The organism is Pseudorhizobium flavum (genome assembly GCF_044142885.1).
GTDB classification, from domain to species: domain Bacteria; phylum Pseudomonadota; class Alphaproteobacteria; order Rhizobiales; family Rhizobiaceae; genus Neorhizobium; species Neorhizobium flavum.
Genome location: NZ_JBIOKZ010000008.1, coordinates 151,284 through 172,019, shown reverse-complemented (window position 1 = coordinate 172,019; position 20,736 = coordinate 151,284). Strand labels below are relative to the sequence as shown.

Annotated in this window: 19 protein-coding genes and 2 tRNA genes; 11 read left to right on the top strand and 10 right to left on the bottom strand. The window is 61.9% G+C overall.

Features of this window, described 5'->3' with window-relative positions; translation table 11 throughout:
- Positions 1-11: 11 nt before the first annotated feature.
- From ACEPP2_RS16195 to ACEPP2_RS16170, 6 genes are all read right to left on the bottom strand, one after another.
- Positions 12-746: an alanyl-tRNA editing protein gene (locus ACEPP2_RS16195; protein WP_142587319.1), complete on the bottom strand. Its 735-nt coding sequence runs from the start codon at positions 744-746 to the stop codon at positions 12-14.
- A gap of 8 nt (positions 747-754) precedes the next feature.
- A complete protein-coding gene (locus tag ACEPP2_RS16190; protein WP_395517177.1) occupies positions 755-1,792 on the bottom strand; it encodes a cysteine synthase A in 1,038 nt (345 codons plus the stop codon).
- Positions 1,793-1,982: 190 nt separating this feature from the next.
- Positions 1,983-2,237, bottom strand: a complete 255-nt coding sequence (locus ACEPP2_RS16185) for a hypothetical protein (protein ID WP_077547283.1) — start codon at positions 2,235-2,237, stop codon at positions 1,983-1,985.
- Between the two features lie 96 nt (positions 2,238-2,333).
- The gene (locus ACEPP2_RS16180; RefSeq protein ID WP_281977285.1) at positions 2,334-2,597 is read right to left on the bottom strand and encodes a hypothetical protein; all 264 of its coding nucleotides are present in this window, start codon (positions 2,595-2,597) and stop codon (positions 2,334-2,336) included.
- Between the two features lie 115 nt (positions 2,598-2,712).
- The gene (locus tag ACEPP2_RS16175) at positions 2,713-3,105 is read right to left on the bottom strand and encodes a DUF1236 domain-containing protein (protein ID WP_395517176.1); all 393 of its coding nucleotides are present in this window, start codon (positions 3,103-3,105) and stop codon (positions 2,713-2,715) included.
- Between the two features lie 152 nt (positions 3,106-3,257).
- Positions 3,258-3,332: transfer RNA gene (locus ACEPP2_RS16170), tRNA-Asn, on the bottom strand.
- 137 nt (positions 3,333-3,469) lie between these two features.
- Here ACEPP2_RS16170 and ACEPP2_RS16165 point away from each other — a divergent pair.
- Entirely contained in the window at positions 3,470-3,763 is a 294-nt protein-coding gene (locus ACEPP2_RS16165; RefSeq protein WP_077547289.1) for a hypothetical protein, read from the top strand.
- Here the strand turns inward: ACEPP2_RS16165 and ACEPP2_RS16160 are convergent.
- The gene (locus ACEPP2_RS16160; protein ID WP_395517175.1) at positions 3,760-4,401 is read right to left on the bottom strand and encodes an exopolysaccharide biosynthesis protein; all 642 of its coding nucleotides are present in this window, start codon (positions 4,399-4,401) and stop codon (positions 3,760-3,762) included. The two genes, ACEPP2_RS16165 and ACEPP2_RS16160, sit on opposite strands and share 4 nt — an antisense overlap.
- 176 nt (positions 4,402-4,577) lie before the next feature.
- On the opposite strand from ACEPP2_RS16160, the gene ACEPP2_RS16155 reads away from it, so the two are divergent.
- The gene (locus ACEPP2_RS16155; protein WP_395517174.1) at positions 4,578-4,856 is read left to right on the top strand and encodes a hypothetical protein; all 279 of its coding nucleotides are present in this window, start codon (positions 4,578-4,580) and stop codon (positions 4,854-4,856) included.
- 164 nt (positions 4,857-5,020) lie between these two features.
- On the top strand, positions 5,021-5,170 hold the full coding sequence (locus ACEPP2_RS16150; RefSeq protein WP_395517173.1) for a hypothetical protein: 150 nt from the start codon (positions 5,021-5,023) through the stop codon (positions 5,168-5,170).
- A 348-nt stretch (positions 5,171-5,518) separates the two neighbouring features.
- Here ACEPP2_RS16150 and ACEPP2_RS16145 read toward each other — a convergent pair.
- Positions 5,519-5,592: transfer RNA gene (locus ACEPP2_RS16145), tRNA-Cys, on the bottom strand.
- Between the two features lie 219 nt (positions 5,593-5,811).
- Here ACEPP2_RS16145 and ACEPP2_RS16140 point away from each other — a divergent pair.
- The 5 genes from ACEPP2_RS16140 (at position 5,812) to exoR (ending at position 13,322) form a co-directional block, all read left to right on the top strand.
- Positions 5,812-6,462, top strand: a complete 651-nt coding sequence (locus tag ACEPP2_RS16140; protein WP_395517203.1) for a protein-L-isoaspartate O-methyltransferase family protein — start codon at positions 5,812-5,814, stop codon at positions 6,460-6,462.
- Positions 6,463-6,634: 172 nt separating this feature from the next.
- Positions 6,635-7,438: a PopZ family protein gene (locus ACEPP2_RS16135; RefSeq protein ID WP_395517172.1), complete on the top strand. Its 804-nt coding sequence runs from the start codon at positions 6,635-6,637 to the stop codon at positions 7,436-7,438.
- Positions 7,439-7,553: 115 nt separating this feature from the next.
- Positions 7,554-10,469: a valine--tRNA ligase gene (locus ACEPP2_RS16130; RefSeq protein WP_395517171.1), complete on the top strand. Its 2,916-nt coding sequence runs from the start codon at positions 7,554-7,556 to the stop codon at positions 10,467-10,469.
- Positions 10,470-10,810: 341 nt separating this feature from the next.
- Positions 10,811-12,049 (top strand): OmpP1/FadL family transporter, encoded by a 1,239-nt coding sequence (locus tag ACEPP2_RS16125; RefSeq protein ID WP_395517170.1) that lies wholly within the window; start codon positions 10,811-10,813, stop codon positions 12,047-12,049.
- 484 nt (positions 12,050-12,533) lie between these two features.
- Positions 12,534-13,322, top strand: coding sequence for an exopolysaccharide production regulator ExoR (gene exoR / locus ACEPP2_RS16120; protein ID WP_395517169.1), 789 nt, complete (start codon positions 12,534-12,536; stop codon positions 13,320-13,322).
- A gap of 15 nt (positions 13,323-13,337) precedes the next feature.
- Here exoR and xth read toward each other — a convergent pair whose 3' ends face one another.
- Both xth and erpA read right to left on the bottom strand, forming a co-directional pair.
- On the bottom strand, positions 13,338-14,132 hold the full coding sequence (xth, locus tag ACEPP2_RS16115; protein ID WP_395517168.1) for an exodeoxyribonuclease III: 795 nt from the start codon (positions 14,130-14,132) through the stop codon (positions 13,338-13,340).
- Between the two features lie 88 nt (positions 14,133-14,220).
- Positions 14,221-14,553, bottom strand: coding sequence for an iron-sulfur cluster insertion protein ErpA (erpA, locus tag ACEPP2_RS16110; protein WP_395517167.1), 333 nt, complete (start codon positions 14,551-14,553; stop codon positions 14,221-14,223).
- 138 nt (positions 14,554-14,691) lie between these two features.
- Between erpA and ACEPP2_RS16105 the strand changes: the two genes are divergently transcribed.
- From ACEPP2_RS16105 to ACEPP2_RS16095, 3 genes are all read left to right on the top strand, one after another.
- Complete coding sequence (locus tag ACEPP2_RS16105; protein ID WP_395517166.1) at positions 14,692-15,909, top strand: deoxyguanosinetriphosphate triphosphohydrolase; 1,218 nt, start codon at positions 14,692-14,694, stop codon at positions 15,907-15,909.
- Positions 15,910-15,964: 55 nt separating this feature from the next.
- Positions 15,965-17,722: an arginine--tRNA ligase gene (argS, locus tag ACEPP2_RS16100; protein ID WP_395517165.1), complete on the top strand. Its 1,758-nt coding sequence runs from the start codon at positions 15,965-15,967 to the stop codon at positions 17,720-17,722.
- Between the two features lie 67 nt (positions 17,723-17,789).
- Complete coding sequence (locus ACEPP2_RS16095) at positions 17,790-20,672, top strand: SPOR domain-containing protein (protein ID WP_395517164.1); 2,883 nt, start codon at positions 17,790-17,792, stop codon at positions 20,670-20,672.
- Positions 20,673-20,736: the final 64 nt, after the last annotated feature.

Below are 20,736 nucleotides of genomic sequence, written 5' to 3'. Positions count from 1 at the left end.
GCGGCAGGGCGTCAGTCGCCAGCGGCGTCTCCGAACCGGATGCGAAAGCGCCGGTTCTCCTTGCCCTTCTTTTCGATCTTGGCGATGTGGATGCGCCCCACTTCGCCTGTACGGGAAACATGTGTGCCGCCACAGGGCTGGCTGTCAACGCTGGAGTTTTCGCCGATACAGACAAGGCTGACGCGGCCGAGCCCCATCGGCGGCCGTACGTTCTTCGACTTTACGATACCGGGATTGGCGGCAAGCTGCTCGTCGGTGATCCACTGAACGTAAACCGGGTGATCCTGGTCGACGAGCTCCATCAGGCGGGCGGTGACCTCATCCTTGTCGACCCCGTCGCTCATGTCGAAATCCACGCGCGATTCGTCCTCGCCGACAGCCGCTCCGGTAATCGGGGAGGGGCACACGACGGAAAGCAGGTGGCAGGCGGTATGCATTCGCATCAGGCGATGCCGCCGCTGCCAATCGATCTGCAGGCGTACGGTTTCGCCCAGGAGTGGCTGGGGCTCCCGCTCCAGGGGCATATGCAGGATGATATCCTTCGTTGCCCCATGCCTCGTCTCGCCAAGCGCGATCCTGCTGCCGTCCGAACGCTCCACATGGCCAGTGTCGCCCGGCTGACCGCCCGATCTCGCGTAAAAGCACGTCCGGTCGAATTCGAGGCCGCCATCCGGGTGGATGCCAGTCACGACGGCCTCCGCAGTCGCCAGGTAGAAGTCGTCGCGGAAGAGAGTATGGGCGGGCATTGGCGGGCTCAGACGGCTTCGAAAGGTGCGGTGATCCCGTGCCGGCGGGTCAGCCACTGCGGTACGGGCAGCCCCTTTGAACGAAGGAAATCCGGGTTGAAGAGCTTCGACTGGTAGCGGTTCCCATAGTCGCAGAGGATGGTCACGATGGTATGCCCGGGTCCGAGATCGCGCGCGAGTCGAATGGCGCCGGCAACATTGATGCCGGTCGAACCACCCAGGCACAGGCCTTCCTTTTCGACCAGGTCGAAGATCACCGGCAAGGATTCCGCATCCGGGATCTGATAGGCATAGTCGGGCGCGAAGCCTTCCAGGTTGGCGGTGATCCGGCCCTGGCCGATCCCTTCCGTGATCGACGAACCCTCCGCCTTCAGTTCCCCATGGGTATAGAACTCATAGAGCGCGGCGCCTTCCGGGTCCGCAAGGCCGATCTTGATCCCCGGCTTCCTGTCTCTCAGTCCTTCTGCCACGCCTGCAAGGGTGCCGCCTGACCCCACGGCACAGATGAAGCCGTCGACGCTGCCCTCGGTCTGCTCCCAGATCTCGGCCGCCGTCGTCTCCACATGTGCCTGGCGGTTCGCCACATTGTCGAACTGGTTCGCCCAGATGGCTCCCGCGGGGTCGCTTTTCGCCAGTTGCGCGGCCAGCCGGCCGGATACCTTCACGTAGTTGTTGGGGTTTCGGTAGGGTACGGCCGGGACCTCTACCAGTTCCGCTCCGAGCAGGCGCAATGCGTCCTTCTTCTCCTGGCTTTGCGTTTCCGGAATGACAATCACGGTACGATAGCCGAGCGCCTTGGCGACGAGGGTCAGCCCGATGCCCGTATTGCCGGCCGTTCCTTCGACGATCACGCCGCCTGGCCGCAGCAGGCCTTTCCGCTCCGCATCACGGATGATGTAGAGGGCCGCGCGATCCTTGACCGACTGGCCGGGGTTGAGAAACTCGGCCTTGCCCAGGATGTCGCAGCCGGTCGCCTCCGAAGCGCCCTTGAGACGGATGAGAGGCGTATTGCCGATGACGTCGAGAACGGATGAATTGACAGACATGTGGAAAGCCTTGTGGGAGGTTCAGTTTATGAGCCTTCTTGTGGGCGGACAAGGAAGCCGAAACAAGAAATGGGTTTGCGCGATGTCAAACACGGTCGGAATAAAATCTTGCGGCCTCCGTCGAAAGCAGCGCACCACGAAAAAAGGCTGGCGCCTCGGCGCCAGCCTTTCAAGGAATAACCGCTGCGTATCAGTCTTCGCAGGCAGCTTCCGGAACCGTGCCGGACGGCACCGAGGTCGTCTTTTCCGCGCTGGTTTCGCTGCAACGATCATCGTCCTGGGTGCCAGCTGCGCCCGTGTTTGTCGAGCCAGTGGTCGCCGCATCGGTCTGTGTCGTGCCATTGCCCGACGAGTCTGAAGACGCGCCGGAGTCGCTGGTCTGTGCCATAGCACCCGTGGTGAGGGCGAGGGTGAAGGCCGATACCGTAAGCAGTTTCGTAAGCATTCTTATTCCTCCTTGGCCGGTTTCCCGGGGGTGTTTCTTCGTACGGTGATCAAACCACCGAGCTGCCGACCTGTTCCCGGGCGATAGAAATAGTTGTCACTGCAGCTCTCCCCATGAAGGGTTCCAGTTAATCCCCTCCATCAACTCGACGTATATCGGGTGGTCGTTGTCACGGTTCTTGTTCTCGGCCATACGGAAGGCAGCCTCTGGCTCCATTTCTTCGCCAGGAAAGATGGAATCGCCTGCTCCATCGCTGGCCTTCTCCCTTATGAAGGCGCGAACCTCGTCGGCCGAGCGGTAAAGGCGCACTACCAGCGCTCCGGGCGCGGCGTCATCGCTGTAGCGGTAGTAGATCGACATGATTTCCTCCAGCATTCGAAGCAAGAATCAGGGAAGGGGGCGGTGGCCGCCACCATGAACGGAAAAAGCCCCGGGCAGGATGCCGCGGGGCCTCTCGTGACTGAGCCTGTTCGGATCAGTCGATGACCTGAACGACCGTGTAGGTGTTCGGATCGACGATCACGCGGCGTTCGTTGACATAGGTGTAGGCATATTCCGGAGCTTCCGGAACCGGGGTCAGCACGACCGTCTGGGGCAGGGGCTGGCCAACGACGACTTCACGCTCCACCACGACCGGCTGAGCGGGGACGGGCTGTTCGCGGACATAGGTGATGACGCGCTCCGGCGGCGGATCGATCGCAGTACCCGCGGCAGCGCCGACAATGCCGCCGACCGCCGCACCGATCGGACCGCCGACGATCGCGCCAGTCACGGCTCCGCCCGCGGCGCCGCTAACCGTGCTTTCCTGAGCAATGGCGCCGGTTGCGGCAAGGCCTGCAGCGGCGGCAATAAGAACGAACTTCCTCATGGCGATCTCCTTTTCCTGTAGAGCCATGGGGCGATGAACGTGGATGTTTGGATTTCGTTCCGCGACGAGAACGATAGGGCGCCCGGCAGAAAAAACAGCAGCCAGCGGTGATATGCCCGCATTGGCGTTGTTCTTTGAATAAGGAAAAGAGATGGCTCCCCGGGCCGGATTCGAACCGGCGACCTGTCGATTAACAGTCGAATGCTCTACCGCTGAGCTACCAGGGAACACGCGCTTCGGCGCGGCGTCGAGCGGGGTAATACAAATGCTTTGCCCGTTTGCCAAGCGGTTTTTGGAAAAAAATGCGCGCCGCTTGTTTGTCGGCTGATCCCGCACCATTTCAGCGCCTGAATCGTCCGGTTTAATGGTGGAAATTTTGCAGAACAGGCGCAATGAGAGGCGTTTCGGAGTAGATCCTGCGACCGGCCGGCTCGCGCTCGGCAATTGGCACCTGCCTCTGCCCCGGTCGAGGGCAGGGCGCGTGACGGTGGGCAGCGTGCTTCTCGCCGGCGGCACGCTCGGCTTCCTGCCCATCCTCGGCTTCTGGATGGTTCCGGTCGGCCTGCTCGTCCTGTCGCACGACCTTCCCTATGTGCGACGCAAGCGCCGCCGTTTTTCAGTGTGGTGGGAGCGCCGCCGCATGCGGCAACGGGACTAGCTGAAAAATGCCGCAAGACCCTGGCCGGCGCTGAATGCCATGAAGCCAAGGACTCCGAAGTAGACCAGCGTTATGACGTTGAACGCATAGCCTGCCAGCACGACCAGTCCGTCGCGCTGGATCATTCCCGTGGCGAGAAGCAGGACCGCGATCCCAGGCAGGGTATTGGAAAAGGGGATCAGCCCGAGCGGAAACATCAAAAGCACGCCGGCAAGCGCGATCGCCAGCCCGTTCATGCGGTTCGCGGCGGCGCCCTCCACAAGCGAGCTCAGGCGTGGTTTCAGGTAGGCGTCCAAGCGGGAGACGATCGACACGCCCTTTTCCAGCGCCGGTACCAGCTTCTGCGTGTCGAGGCGCCGGTCGAGGATTTTTCTGGGCAGCCAAGGCAGCCTGTTGAACGTGATCGCCAGGCTGATCAGGATGATGGCGAACCCGAAGACCGTGCTGACGCCGGGGATGGAGACCGGAATGAGAAAGGGAAGCGATGCTACCGCGCACAGCACGAGCAGTCCCTGCTCTCCGACTGCGTTCATCAGTTCCCGCAGGGTCACTGACGATCCTTCTATGCCTGCGATGACCTCCTTCAAGGTTTCGCTGAGTGAGGCTTTGCTGTCGGCAAATTCTAGATGTTCCTGCAAGGGCTGGCTCCCGATGGCTGGCGGCAGATGGATATCACCATTCTCGTCCCGCGCAAGGTCGGAGGCTGACGGAGATCTAGGCGCTCCCGACTCCAAGATTGCGGGAATGAAATCTCGCCATTGTCCCGCTGCCCCCGAATCGCGGAGGCTGACCCTGGGACTGATGAGGGACGGCGATGAATTTGAGGGTTATCCAGGGCGGGTTGCTGGACCAGCAGTTGCTGGACGTAGCCACGCCATTGCGGACGTCGCCATTCGATGTGCGCAGAGAGGCTGATCGAAGGCTGCATGCGCTGGACTATGACCGCTACCTGACGCGGGAGAGGGCGGTCGGGATCGCTGTGCCGCGGGAAATCCGCTACCTGGCGATGCAGATCGATTTCGTCGCGCGCACACTTTCTTCACTGGCCGACATTCCGGAAGACTTCCGCTCCGACCGCTACTGGCCAGCCTGAACATCGGGCAGCCGCGAGGACGCCGCTTCAGCGACCGTAATTCGCTCCCCGGCCTCCTCCGGTGCCGGCAGCGTGCTTCGTTGGTCCCTCGACCGCATATCACTCCGGTTGAACCCTTGGCACCGGTCGTCTCATGTCTTGCCAGCGCGGCGGGGGAGGCGGAGGTGACCACCGCAGGTGGGGCGGGGGAGCACCCGGTAGTTCGTCCGGAACGCTTCGTTGGTAAGGTGGACGAGGTCGAACCGGTCGAGCAGGCAGACCATCATCGCCAAGCGGATCCTTCCAGCGTTGCGGAACGACGGGCTGTCGCATGATCCGACGGCAGGTGCCCTTGGACGTCCTGTACCATCCGGGGCCACAGGGCTCCTCGGCGAGCACCACCGAAGGGGTGTTCTCCGTGGGCGCCACGACAGCTTCAGCAGGCGCGGCGGCCAGCACTGCGACAGCAAGGATGACCGTTTGCAGGCGATGGTGCGGCGGTTTCAATACCATAGGATGAACTTAGCGCTCTTCGGGTGGCTGGTCAGCATTCTCCGCCGTCACGACGGAACCATGCCTCAATGCCTTCCTTCCCCGCGGCTCTAATATGTGTCGGACGCCCTATGTCACGTCGTGGAAAGTTGCAGCTCCGTGAGCTGTTTACTGGCAGCGTATCAAGAGAGTGGAGGCCTCGCCCGGAATTGAACCGGGGTACAAGGATTTGCAGTCCTCTGCGTCACCACTCCGCCACGAGGCCATCCGAACGCTGATTGAGCGAGTGGTGACGGGCGTTTAGAACGAATCGAAATGCTGTGCAAGAGGAAAGGCGGGCCGCGAGAGCTTTTGAACGGAAGCGGCTCCGGTCCTTCCTGGAAAGCCGGAAGGTTTTTCTCCAGCGACCGGGGCTGCGTCTTGAAAGAGGCGCCGCCGCCCAGTAAAGACGGCGCAATCAGGTATATTCAGGACAGCCGAGATGATGGACTTCGAAGCCGCACGGACAAAGATGGTGGACAACCAGATCCGCACCACGGATGTGACGTCTCATTCGGTATTGCAGGCCTTCCTGTCTGTTCCGCGCGAGGAGTTCGTGCCGGCGAAGCTGAAGCCGATCGCCTACATCGATGAAGACCTGGAAATTGCTCCTGGCCGTTATCTGATGGAAGCATCGCCACTCGCCAAGCTTCTGCAACTCGCTCGCATCGGCAAGGCTGACCTTGTCCTGGAGGTCGGGTGCGGGACAGGCTACGCCGCAGCCCTGCTTTCGCAACTCGCCGGCTCCGTCGTTTCGGTCGAGGCCGACGAGCAGCTGTGCTCGCAGGCGGTCGAGATCCTCTCGCGACTGGGCTATGACAACGTGGCGGTCGTTCATGGCGAGATGGAGAAGGGTTATCCCAACGAGGCCCCTTACGATATCATCTTCGTGAACGGTGCCGTGGAGGAAGTCCCGGCCGCGCTGATCGAGCAGCTGCGTGACGGCGGTCGTCTGGTCGCTGTGGTCGGCCATGGAAATGCTGCCCAGGCAAGGCTCCTCACCAAGGAGCACGGCGCGATCTCCGAGACCGCGCACTTCAACACCTCGGTCAAGCAGCTCCCCGGCTTCCAGAAGGAACCGTCCTTCGTATTCTGACGCCGGCGGTCAGTTCTTCTGAACTGTGGCAGGCGGGACTCACAACAAAAACAATTCTGTGTATCCCGCTGATCCCATTGCCTGCTGTGATTGTTTCACGCCGCTCCTTCCGTACACTACGGATCGAATCAGGTTCGAAAAGGACCTGCATTGGCAGTTGCGGGGATGAATAATGGCTCAGCCAAGTGTAGCGCGTGAACCCTCGATGGAAGAAATCCTGGCCTCGATCCGCCGGATCATCGAGAGCAATGAGCCCCAGGCGGAATCGGCGCTGCCGAATAGCATGCCCCCCGTTTATGCCGAAGACGAGATCGACGACGGGGACATTGATATCGTGACGGAAATGGCCGCCAATGACCGGGGCAGGCCGCAGCGGATAGAGCCGGAATTCGCTGTGGAGACGGAGCGCGCCCAGGAGAGTTCGCTGTCTCTGGCCGACGTCGCAGCACGGGTGAGGGCTGCCTCCGCCCGCCAGGGCGACAGCGACGTGCGCCACGTGAGGCCCGCAGCCCCGGCGCCCCAGATCAGCCGCGAAAGCGCGGTGGAAAGCACCGTCCGCCCGCAGCCGGCGCCGCTTCCGGAATTCTCGTCGCAGTCCTCGGACCGCTCCCCAAACGATCTTCCCGCTGCCAAACCGGCGCCATCGGCGCCGCCGGCCATGGAGGCAGCGCATGATCCAGTGCCGGTCCATGAACCGGTGCAACAGAAAAACGTCGATGCCGCACCCGATGCGCCCGCCTCCCTGCCGGCGCGTGTGGAGGCATTGATTTCCGAGGAAGCCGGTGCGCAGGTCGCCCGCTCCTTCAACGATCTTGCCGCCGTGTTCGACGGCATCCGCAACCGGTCGATAGAGGACATGGCGCAGGAAATGCTGCGCCCCATGCTGCAGGAATGGCTGGACGACAACCTACCGACGCTGGTCGAGCGCCTGGTACGCGAGGAGATCGAGCGCGTGGCACGCGGCCCGCGCCGCTGAACCCTGCATTTGCCGAGAAAGGGCCGCTCCGGCGACGGGGCGGCTTTTTTATTGACTCGCTTCTGCCGGTCCTATTTACACCCAAGCCTGTTAGAACTCGAATTCTGGTCGGAAAATGCTCGACAAAACCTATGATTCCGCCACCGTCGAACCGAAGATCGCAGCCGCCTGGGAGGAGGCCGACGCCTTCCGCGCAGGCGCCAATGCCGCACGCGGTGCCGAGACCTTCACCATTGTCATTCCGCCGCCGAATGTCACCGGATCGCTGCACATGGGCCACGCGCTCAACAACACGCTGCAGGACATCATGGTGCGTTTCGAGCGGATGCGCGGCAAGGACGTGCTGTGGCAGCCGGGCATGGATCATGCCGGCATTGCGACGCAGATGGTGGTCGAGCGCCAGCTGGCCGAACGCCAGCTGCCTGGTCGACGGGAGATGGGCCGCGAGGCCTTCATCGACAAGGTCTGGGAGTGGAAGGCCGAGTCGGGCGGGCTGATCTTCAACCAGCTGAAGCGCCTCGGCGCTTCCTGCGACTGGTCGCGCGAGCGCTTCACCATGGACGAGGGCCTGTCGCAGGCGGTTCTTGAAGTTTTCGTAACGCTTTATAAGGAAGGGCTCATCTATCGCGGCAAGCGCCTCGTCAACTGGGACCCCAAGTTCGAGACCGCGATTTCCGATATCGAGGTCGAAAATCGCGAAGTCGACGGCCACATGTGGCACTTCAAGTATCCGCTGGCGGGCGGCGAGACCTACACCTATGTCGAGAAGGATGCCGACGGCAACGTCATTCTCCAGGAAGAGCGAGACTACATCTCCATCGCCACGACCCGCCCGGAGACAATGCTGGGTGACGGTGCGGTTGCCGTGCATCCCTCGGATGAACGCTATGCTGCAATCGTCGGCAAGCTTTGCGAGATCCCCGTTGGGCCGAAGGAGCATCGTCGCCTGATCCCGATCATCACCGATGAATATCCGGATCCGACCTTCGGTTCCGGCGCCGTGAAGATCACCGGTGCGCACGACTTCAACGATTACCAGGTCGCCCGCCGCAACAACATCCCGCTTTACCGCCTGATGGATACGCAGGCGCGCCTGCGCGAAGATGGCGAGCCCTATGCGGTCTATGCCGCCCGAGCGCTGGAGATTGCGAAGTCCGGCGAACTGCCGACGGAATCCGAAGTTGACGACATCAACCTCGTGCCCGACGAATATCGCGGCCTTGACCGCTACGAGGCCCGCAAGCGCATTGTCGACGCGATCAATGCCGAAGGCCTAGCCGTGACGGTCAAGGACGCCGAGGGAAATGACGTTCCTTACGTCGACAACAAGAAGATCATGCAGCCGTTTGGCGACCGCTCCAACGTGGTCATCGAACCCATGCTGACCGACCAGTGGTTCGTCGATGCCGAGACCTTGGCAAAGCCGGCGATCGCTGCCGTGCGCGAGGGTCGCACGAAGTTCGTGCCGAAGAACTGGGAAAAAACCTATTTCGAGTGGATGGAGAACATCCAGCCCTGGTGCATCTCCCGCCAGCTCTGGTGGGGTCATCAGATCCCAGCCTGGTACGGACCGGACGGTCAGGTCTTCGTGGAAAAGACCGAGGAGGAGGCGCTGCACGCCGCCATCCAGCACTACATCGCACACGAGGGCCCCATGAAGGCCTACGTCGAGGACCTGCTGGAGAACTTCAAGCCGGGGAAAATCCTGACGCGTGATGAAGACGTGCTCGACACCTGGTTCTCCTCGGCGCTCTGGCCGTTCTCGACACTGGGGTGGCCGGAGCAGACGAAGGAACTGGAGAAGTACTATCCGACCAGCGTTCTGGTGACCGGATTCGACATCATCTTCTTCTGGGTCGCCCGCATGATGATGATGGGCCTGCATTTCATGCAGGACGAAGACGGCAATCCCGTCGCGCCGTTCCACACCGTCTATGTCCACGCTCTGGTTCGCGACAAGAACGGCCAGAAGATGTCGAAGTCCAAGGGTAACGTCATCGACCCGCTCGAACTGATCGACGAATACGGTGCGGATGCGCTGCGCTTCACGCTCGCCATCATGGCAGCGCAGGGTAGGGATGTGAAGCTCGATCCCGCGCGCATTGCCGGCTATCGCAACTTCGGCACCAAGCTCTGGAACGCCACCCGGTTTGCCGAGATGAACGGCGTCAAGCGCGACCCGCACTTCATCCCGGAAACCTCGACGCTTACCATCAACCGCTGGATCCTGACCGAACTCGCGAGCACCATCCGCGACGTCACGGATGCGATCGAGACCCAGCGCTTCAACGATGCGGGGGGCTCCCTCTACCGCTTCGTCTGGAACCAGTTCTGCGATTGGTATCTGGAGCTTCTCAAGCCGGTTTTCTCCGGCGCGGACGAGAAGGCCAAGGTGGAGGCGCAAGCCTGCGCGGCTTATGTGCTCGAGGAGACCTACAAGCTACTGCATCCGTTCATGCCGTTCATGACGGAAGAGCTGTGGGCGCACACGGCGAACCGCGACACGCTGCTCTGCCACGCCGACTGGCCGGCGCCGGAGTTCGCCGATGAGGTGGCGGCGGCCGAGATCAACTGGCTGATCGATCTCGTTTCCGGTCTTCGCTCGGCGCGCGCCGAGATGAACGTGCCGCCAGCCGCGGTAGCGCCGCTCGTCGTTGTGGGCGCCAGCGAGCAGACGCAGACCCGGCTGAAACGGCACGACGCGGCGATCCGGCGTCTCGCGCGGGTCGAGAGCATCGAGACGGCGCAGACGGCTCCCAAGGGGGCGGCCCAGGTCGTGGTGGGCGAAGCGATTGCCTGTCTTCCGCTTGGAAGCCTCATCGACCTCGCGGCGGAAAAGGCGCGGATCGAGAAGGCGATCGGCAAGACCGAGGCCGAGATGAACCGGGTCGCCAAGAAGCTCGCCAACGAGAAGTTCGTCCAAAACGCCGACCCGGAAGTCGTGGCAGCCGAGCGAGAGCGCTATGCGGAGCTCGAGGTGCAGATGGCGAGCTTGAAGATCGCGGCACAGAGAATCGCCGAGGCCGGTTGACCGCCTGGTAAGCCAAAAGCCCCGTGGCTAGCCCGCCGCGGGGCCCTTCTTGCCTGAGCCGAGGCGAGTGCTCTATTACCTTCCGTGGACGTCAATCCGACATCTCAATGTTGCCACAATGACACAATTACCCTTGAGGGTGGAAAATTCTTCCGGCGATCGGGATGGGCGGGCGCTTCTTTGAACATAATGTCCTAATGAAGGCCGGAACTGCTCGGGTTCCAAATTACTTTACGTAAGTTTGCGAGCCTTTTGCTGGGTCTGCTCCCGGTCACGGAAAGTTGTCATTTACCTTGAACCATCTACAGTCCCACCCATCGCATACCGGGAGGTGGGAAGAGATGAATACAAAACGGATTTCCAAGGGTCTGATGGTGCTCGCGGCGGGTTGCGCATTTCATGCGCCGGCCATGGCAGGCGGACTTGAGCGTGGCGGCTACAATATCGACCTTCTGTTCGACCAGGGTCGGTTTGCGGCGGAATCGGCCGTCACCTACGTGAACCCCCAGCGTAAGGTCAAAAACGTACGGGACGTCGATGCCACGGACGGTTTGGGAGCCAATGGGATCGGTGGTGGTGATGACTCTGCCGATGACTCGGAGAGCTATTGGGTCCCTCGGGTCGGCGTGAAGGCTGGGATTGGTGACAGTGTCGATTGTATGTTCGACTACTCGGAGCCGTGGGGCGCCCACACCAAACCCGGCGCAGATTGGCTGGGTGCTAACGAGAACATCGAGACCAAGGTTGAGTCTGAGAACTACGCTGCGACCTGCTCCTATCGGTTCGACGCTGGCCCGGGTCAGCTTCGCCTGATTGGCGGTGTCTTCTACCAGGAGGTTTACGGCTTCAAGGAACGACTTGTTGTTCCCGACGCTGCCACTCCATTCGGCAACGGCGTGGGCCGCCTCGATCTCGAAGGGGATGGTTGGGGCTGGCGCGCCGGTGTGGCCTATGAGATTCCCGAATATGCCTTCCGTGCCAGCCTCGTCTATAATAGTGAAGTGAATCTCAATGACATCACCGGCACGCTAGACCTGTCTCAGGTTAACGGCACCAGTCCCGACGTGTACGGGTCTCAGAAGATGCCGGATGTCGTTGAACTGAAAGTACAGTCAGGTATTGCCCCGGGCTGGCTTGCATTCGGATCCGTGAAGTGGACAGACTGGAGTCAACTTCAGAAAGTGAGATTCTATTGTGACGACCCGAGCGTCACGGCTGCGTGTCTGCGGCCGGGAGGGGTAACCACGCTCGACCTCGGCTACCGGGACGGGTGGACGATCAGCGGCGGCGTTGGCCACAAGTTCAACGAGCAGTGGAGCGGAGCGGTCAGCGTTACCTGGGACCGCGGCACCTCGCAGGGCTTCGGCACACAGACCGATACCTGGACCTTTGGTGCAGGCGCTTCCTACACGCCGAACCAGAATGTCGAAGTCCGGCTCGCCGGCGCCATCGGTATTCTCACCGGTGGTTCTTCCAGTACGGTCACCCTGGATGGCGAAACCTACGGACAGCGGGTAAATTACGAGTTCGATGACGATCTCGTCGCCGCCATCTCGACCTCGGTGAAGGTCCGGTTCTGATCGGTACTCATTGCATCCAGAAAAGCCCGGCCAGTGCCGGGCTTTTTTGTGAGCGGATATTTGGCGATCACCTCACGCCATTGTGACGATTTGGCAACATCTCTTTGCGAGAGTGAGCCAGCGGAGTGTGGGAGGCGAATTTGTCCACTTCCCGCCACAAACGGGGAGCAGCGATAAGCGTGAAAGCGGCGGACCGCGGGGGCGGGGCGCGTAAAGTTGGAGTATCATGGGCGGGTTGTTGATGTATCGGCGAAGCGATGTGGGAACGTCCTTACGCTTCGGTATTCTGAAGGCAGGTTCTTCACTACGGTCACACCTGCGTCCCAGTCTTGCCGAAAAGGCGGGCTACTCTTCCAAGCTCCATTCCCCCCACGGCTCAAAGCCGGTCGGAACGTCGCAGCGAGGCGGTGTCCAGGTGGAATTTGCAACAAGGCTGACGGACATCGTCGTCCCGCTCGCCGGAAGAGTTTGAACGATGCCGTCGATGAAAATGGGCTCCGTGCGAGTTTTGCTTCTGGGCCTTTCCCTGGCCTCCGCCATGGCTGGATCATCGGCAGCGTTTGACATCAAGTCAGGCGTGACGAAGGAGTCGGGCCCGTTTGACCTCTTCAAGTTCGGCTTCAACGCCTACAAGAACGGCCAGAAGGAAGACGCGGTCGAAGCCTACCGTTATGCCGCCGAGAAAGGGCACACCGGCTCCCGCTGGGCTCTGGCGAACATGTATGCCGATGGCGACGGCGTGACGAAGGACGATTTCGAAGCCTTCAAGATCTACAATGAGATCGCCGCCGCCGGTGTCGAGCCCGGCTCCGAGGACACCGGCTTCTTCATCAACGCGCTCATGTCGCTCGCCAGCTATTACCGGAGCGGCATCCCGGGGACGCCGGTGCGCCGTGACTTGTCGCAGGCGCGGCAGCTCTATTTCCAGGCGGCATCCGCCTTCGGCGTTGCGGACGCGCAGTTCGAACTGGCGCGGATGATGCTGGCCGGAGAGGGTGGCGGCACCAGCGTCCAGCAGGCCAAGAAATGGCTCAACCAGGCCCGCAAGAGCGGCCATCCCGGCGCCATGGCGGTTTTCGGAGACCTGCTTTTCCAGGAAGGGCACACCGTCAGGGGGCTTGCCTTTCTGACGGCAGCACTTAATCACTGCAATCCCAAGGACTGCGGCTGGATGCAGCAACTGCAGGAACATGCCTTTTCGGTTGCCAATGAGCAGGATCGACGCGTAGCGGTGGCCCTGTCACAGGAACTGGCGGCGCGCGGGGTGCAGTAGGCGGCGTCGGAAGGATCAGGCGGGCTCGAAGTCGAAGATTGCCGTCACCGGGACATGGTCCGACGGTTTCTCCCACGCACGCACATGCTTCTCGATCGCGGTCGAGCGCAAACGATCAGCGGCCTCCGGCGACAGCATAAGGTGGTCGATGCGGATGCCGTTGTTCTTCTGCCACGCGCCTGCCTGATAGTCCCAGAACGTGTAGAGCTTTGGCACGTCGCTGGTGGCGCGCACGGCATCCGTCAGGCCAAGAGCCTCAAGTCGTCGGAATGCAGCCCGGGTCTCCGGCAGGAAAAGCGCATCCGTCGCCCAGGCGGCCGGGTCGTAGCAGTCGTGCGGCTCCGGTATCACATTGTAGTCGCCAGCCAGAATGAGCGGTTCCTCCAGCGCGAGGCAATTTTCGGCATGCCTGGCCAGTCGGTCCAGCCAGCGCAGCTTGTAGGGATACTTGACCGGATCATCGGCAGGATTGCCGTTCGGCAGATAGATCGAGGCGACCCTGATCACCCCGCCATGGACGGAGAATACGCCTTCGATGTAGCGGGACTGGTCGTCGCCATCACCCTCGGGGAGATCGCGGATCACTTCGTCCGGGCGGATTTTCGAAAGCAACGCCACGCCGTTGAAGCCTTTCTGGCCGTGGGTTTCGACATGATAGCCAAGTGTCTCGATCTCGAATCGCGGAAAGTTCTCGTCGACCGACTTGATTTCCTGCAGACAAACGATGTCCGGAGCGGAATCGGTCAGCCACTGACGGAGGTTGTCGATCCGCGCCTTCACTCCGTTGATGTTCCAGGTGGCTATCTTCATCGGCTTGCCGCTCCTCTGTCCCGCTCTCTTTTAACGGAGGCGGCGCCGTTTGAAAGCCCGATCTGAAGATGTGGCGGCGGGAGCGGCCTTAGACGGAGAAACTGGTGCCGCAGCCGCAGCTTGCGACGGCATTCGGATTGTGGATCTGGAAAGACTGGCCGAGAAGGTTGTCGACAAAGTCGATCTGGGAGCCGTCCATGTAGACGAGGGAGAGGCTGTCGATGAGCACCTTTGCCTCGCCATTGGCAATGACCGTGTCGTCGGCGCCAGGTGCATCGGCGAGATCAAACTTGTAGGAAAAGCCGGAGCATCCGCCGCCCTCCACCGAAACGCGCAAAGCCTGCTTGCCTTCTTCGCCGGCGAGAATCTCGCGGATACGCTTGGCTGCCGCATCTGAAAGCGTGACGTTCAGGTTGGTCATCTCGTCTCCTGCCCGAGGTCAAGGCTCGGGAAAGCTTGATAGTCTCGGCTGTGGCCGCATTGCACTATAGGTATGAACGCTTAAATGGCACGTCAATGGGCCGCAAGGCGCGAGACCGGGCGAGAGGTTACAGGACTGATGACGATCGACAAGGAGGCGCTTGGCTATGGCGGCAGCGAGAAGGCGCCCTATGCGGCCAATCCGTGGGCTTCACGCGGTCGTCTGTTTCCCGAGGGAGGAAGCCTTACGCGATCCGAGTTCCAACGGGACCGGGACCGTATCGTCCATGCAACCGCCTTCAGACGTCTCAAGCACAAGACGCAGGTGTTCATCAGCCCGGACGGCGATCACTTCCGGACGCGCCTCACGCATACGATCGAGGTAGCACAGATCGCCCGTGCGCTCGCACGTGCGTTGAAACTTGACGAGGACCTCGCCGAAGGCGTGGCGCTCGTCCATGACTTCGGTCACACGCCGTTCGGCCATACGGGCGAGGATGCCTTGGACGAGGTTCTGAGGCCTTACGGTGGCTTCGATCACAACGCCCAGTCGCTTCGGATCGTCACAAAGCTGGAACGGCGTTACGCCGATTTTGATGGCCTCAATCTGACTTGGGAAACGCTGGAAGGCCTCGTCAAGCACAACGGGCCGCTGCTGACGCCGGAAGGCGAGGGGACGCGGGGTCCCGTTCCGCAACCGATACGGGACTACTGCCAGCTCAACGATCTGGAACTGGCGAGCTTCGCGAGCCTCGAGGCGCAGGTGGCGGCAATCGCCGATGACATCGCCTATAACACACACGACATCGACGATGGCCTGCGCGCCGGGTACCTGGATTTCGCGATGCTGGAGGAAGTGCCGTTCCTCGCCGGGCTGATGAAGGAGGTCCGCGACCGCTACCCCCACCTTGAACCCAGCCGGTTCACGCACGAGCTGATGCGCCGGCAGATCACGAGAATGGTCGAGGACGTGATCGGATGCGCCCAGCAGAACCTCAGCGAGATCAGGCCACGGTCTTGTGCCGACGTGCGGGCCTCTGGGCGGGTGATCGCGACCTTCTCGCCGGCCATGGCCGAGACGGACAGGCTGATCAAGAAACTGCTGTTTGCCCACATCTACCGGCACCCTGAGATCATGCGTATCCGTGCGGGAGCGGCGCAGATCGTGGGCGATCTCTTCCAGGCCTACATGAACAAGCCCTCGCTGATGCGCAGCCACTACTGGGTGCAGCACATGGAGGGGTTGTCGCAGCCGGCGCGGGCACGGCATGTCGGCGATTACCTCGCCGGAATGACGGACTCCTACGCCGTCAGGGCCCATGCCGAGCTGTTTGACCGGACTCCCGATTTGCGTTAGGCAGCGCGCCAGCAGCAACGCCTCATTAAGGATCCGCCCCGGCGGAGAACATGACATGAATCTCTTCGCCGACTTCGAGACCCGCATCAAGAACGCGCTCGAAACCATCGACCTGGTCAGGGAGAAGCGCGCGGAGATCGATTTCGACCGTATCACCGTCGAGCCGCCTCGGGACGCCAGTCATGGCGACGTTGCGACCAACGCGGCAATGGTTCTGGCAAAGCCGCTCGGGACCAATCCACGAGCACTGGCGGATCTCGTCTGCACCGCGCTGAAGCAGGATGCCGACGTCAGCGAAGTGAGTGTTGCCGGTCCGGGCTTCATCAACCTCAGGCTTACCAAGTCCTACTGGCAGCGGCTGTTGGCAGCCATGATCGGAGCAGGGACCGACTTCGGCCGCTCGACCATTGGCGCTGGCCGCAAGACGAACGTGGAATATGTCTCCGCCAACCCGACGGGCCCGATGCATGTCGGCCATTGCCGCGGTGCCGTGGTTGGCGATGCCCTAGCAAACCTTCTTGCCTTTGCCGGCTACGAGGTGACGAAGGAATACTACATCAACGATGCGGGCAGCCAGATCGACGTCCTGGCGCGCTCCGCCTTCCTCCGCTATCGGGAGGCGCTTGGGGAGGAGATTGGCGAGATCCCGTCCGGTCTTTATCCCGGTGACTATCTTGTCCCGGTCGGCAAGGCACTTGCCGATGAATTCGGGATCCGCCTGCACAACATGACGGAAGACGAGTGGATGCCGCTCGTCAAGGAGCGCACGATCGACGCGATGATGTCGATGATCCGGGAGGATCTTGCAGCGCTCAACGTTCATCACGACGTCTTCTTCTCGGAACGTGCGCTCCACGCGGACGGCGCGCAGCGCATCCGCACCGCAATCAATGATCTGACCTTCAAGGGGCATGTCTATCGCGGCACGCTGCCGCCGCCGAAGGGGCAGTTGCCGGAGGACTGGGAGGATCGCGAGCAGACGCTCTTCCGCTCGACCGAGGTCGGTGACGACATCGATCGGCCGCTGATCAAGTCGGACGGCAGCTATACCTATTTCGCGGCCGACGTCGCCTACTTCAAGGACAAGTTCGACCGCGGCTACGACGAGATGATCTACGTGCTCGGCGCAGACCACGGTGGCTACGTCAAGCGGCTGGAGGCTCTTGCTCGTGCAATCTCGGGCGGAAGTTCGAAGCTCACCGTCCTCCTGTGCCAGTTGGTCAAGCTCTACCGTGGCGGCGAGCCGGTGAAGATGTCGAAGCGCTCTGGCGATTTTGTGACCCTTCGCGAAGTCGTCGATGAGGTCGGCCGGGATTCTGTCCGCTTCATGATGCTCTACCGCAAGAGTTCGGAGCCGCTCGACTTCGACTTTGCCAAGGTGACGGAGCAATCGAAGGACAATCCGGTCTTCTACGTCCAGTATGCCCATGCCCGCTGCATGTCGGTCTTCCGCCAGGCGCGCGAGGCATTTCCGGATGTCGACATTGATTCGCTGGATCTTGCTGCATCCGTCGACCGCATTCAGGACGACCACGAAATGCAGTTGATCGCGAAGATCGCCGAATATCCACGGCTAATTGAGGCGACGGCACAGTCGCAGGAGCCTCATCGACTTGCATTTTACCTTTATGATCTGGCAAGTTTCTTCCATGCCCATTGGAACAAGGGCAAGGATCAGCCTGACTTACGTTTTGTTAACGATAAGAACCGAGAATTGAGCATTGCCAGACTTGGGCTGGTGCACGCTGTCGCGTCTGTTTTGAAGTCGGGTCTGGCCATTACTGGCACTGCCGCTCCGGATGAAATGCGCTAGCGTCGCCACCATTTCCCCACAAAGCACTGGCAATGCCCCGAGTAAGTGTAGGTGGGTGGACGAGGTAATGGCAGACGATAACCTTGCGCGTAGCCGGGATGATGTTCCGGATTTCTTTGCCGACGATGATCCGTTGGCGGAACTCGCCCGCATTGTCGGTTACGACGAGCGTCTTGTGCCGCGGCCGCCGGTGACGGAGCGCCGCGAGCCCGCCTTCAATCTCGAAGACGAGTTGCTGCGCGAATTCGAGCGCTACGACTCGCCGCGTGCTCATCAAGCTGCAAACCGTTTGGAGCCGCCGGCGCTCGCGGGCGCTCCAGTCGAACCGGTCCCCGTCCTGGACGAAGCAGCTCTGTCATCGTCTCTGGAGCCTATTGAAACGGCCGAGCCCGAATGGCTGGCTGCGAACGACCAGGTCCCGGCAGAGCCGCAGCAGTTTGCCGAAGAGGCAATGGCCGCCGATGTCGACCTGCAAGTGGACAGTGAAGTCCTTAGGTCCCATCCGGAGTTCTCGCAACTCGACGAGGCGACGGACTTCGATCTCGCGGATGAACTCGAGCTGACGCTTGGCGAGACGCCGTTCCGCGCCGTCGAGGCTTCGCCCCAGGTGGCGCAGCCAGAACCGACGCGGACCCGAGGTTATACGCCCGGCTTCCGCATGCCTCTTGCCAATTTCAACGTCGTCCGTGACGTGCAGCCTGTCGCGCCGACAGGTGTTGAGGTTCTTCCCGAGCCCGCCGCCGCACCGGCAGTGGATGAGGCTCGCCAGGAGGCCGTCGCGACCCTGCCTGCCGATGCGTCCTTCGACGCGCAGGCCCCGCTCGACATTAACCCTTCTGTTCCTGTCGCAGAAGGCGAAGCGCGCCTCGTTGCACCAGAACCCGAAATGGTCCCTCAGGCCGTTGCTGCGGATGAGGTGGCTGTTTCCGAGGATCTGTCCGCACTCGACGCACTGATCGACGATGTTTCGCGTTATCCGGTGCCGGAAGGCCTGCTTAGCGCACCAATGCCACCGGCTGCGAACGCGCAGGAAAGGCGGGCGGAGCCCACGCGCCATGATGAGGCCGTTGCTCTCGAATCATCGTTCGGAAGCCTGGATGGCGCGGAAGCCTCACCCCAGTCGGCCGAACCGGCAGTCGTAAACGAACTTTCGATCGATGACGATTTCGAGCTCGCGCTCGAGGATCTGGAATTCGATCTCTCCGATATCCTGCTGGATGACGAGCACGCAATGTTCGAGGAGCCAAAGCCGGCTGCTCCGGTTGCCTCGACCCTGGCTCCACAGACCGCTGTTGCGCCTGCGCCGGTCAAGCACACGGCAAGCTGGTCTCCGATCGCACGGGCCGCTCCCCAGCCGATTGCCCCGGAACCCTCGGTGGCACGCGCTCCCGATCCTGTTGCCGCTGTAGCAGCCACGGCGGACATGACGGAAGTCGATGATCTTCCGTTCGATCCCGCCATGATAACGGACGGGGAGGAGCATCCCGAGCCCGTAGTTCATCTGGACGTTCCTGACCTCCACATCGAGGAAGAAGAACCTGTAGCGCCGCAACGCAACGACTATGACTTTGATCTGGACGGCGAACTTGCGTCCCTCTTGCGCGGCTCTCCTGCGCTGGACCCTGCAAGTGAAGAGCCCGGTCCGGCTGCCGATGGCACCGCTCACCAGGCAGCTCCGGCTGCCGCCTATCCTGACCTTGACGATTTCGAACGCGCACTGGAAGAGGATTTCCGCCGCAGCCTCACTGCGCCGCTGCCGCCTCAGGAAGCCTACTCGGATTTCGAGGAGCCGGCTCACGATCGCATGCCGGCGCGCGACAGGAGGAGGTTGTCCTCCATGGCCGTACCGCTCGCGGTCGCCGGAGTGGTCATCATCGGCGGATCGATCGGCTATGCGTTCTTCTCAGGCGACGGCTCCTCCGTTGCGGGCAGCGGCGAGCCTATCGTCATTGCAGCGGATACCGATCCTGTGAAGGTGCTTCCGGAAAACCCGGGAGGAAAGACTGTCCCGAACCAGGACAAGGCAGTCTACGACCGCGTCGCAGGCGCAGCCGTCGAGGCGCCGAAGCAGGAGGCGCTGATCTCCACCAGCGAGGAGCCGGTCGATGTCGTCCAGAGGACGCTGATGACGGACTCGCTGCCGCTGGAAGGGCAGGAGGTTGCCGCTGCAGACGAGGACCTTGCACCGGGCCTGATGCGCGAAGACCGCCTTCTGCCGGGCGAGGAGGGGGTTGCGCAGCAGCCCTCCGCTGCCGATCAGCAAGCAGTTGCGGTCATGCCTCGACGGGTGAAAACGATGATCGTTCGTCCTGACGGGACGCTGGTCGAGCAGGAACAGCCGGTCGAGTCCGCCGTGGTTTCCGAGCCAATGGCTTCCCCGGATGCGAACAAGCTTCCGGCCGCCTCCGTGAAGACGGTTGAAGTCGCAGCGGTACCCGACACGGCAGTTGCCGTTGCGCCGGCCGAGAATTCGGTTGGTGCGGCTGGCATCGTCCCGGCATCGGCGCCGGTCGCGGATACGTCGACCATCACTGATGTGGCGGCTGATGCTCCGGCTGCACCTGCCATGGCGGCGCCGGTTCCGACCATGCGTCCAGCCCAACAGCCAGTCGACGTGGTCGCGGCGGTCAGCGATCGCGGAAATGTCCAGCCGACCCAGGAGCCGGCGGCGGCAGCGCCGGCCGAGCAGGTGGCGGCGGTTGCTCCGGGCGACTACGTCATCCAGATTGCCTCCCTGCCCAGTGAAGCCGACGCGCAGAAGTCCTACCAGAACCTGTCGGCGAAGTTCGGTTCCGTGATCGGCGGCCGTGGTGTCGACATCAAGAAGGCAGAGATCGCCGGCAAGGGGACGTTCTACCGCGTCCGCATCCCGGCGGGCAGCAAGAATGATGCCGTGGCGCTCTGCGAGAAGTATCGCGCTGCCGGCGGAAGCTGCCTTGTCGCGAAGTGACGCAAGTCGCATAGACGTTGAAGATCGGGGCCCTTGCGGCCCCGATCTGCGTTTCAGGCGGATG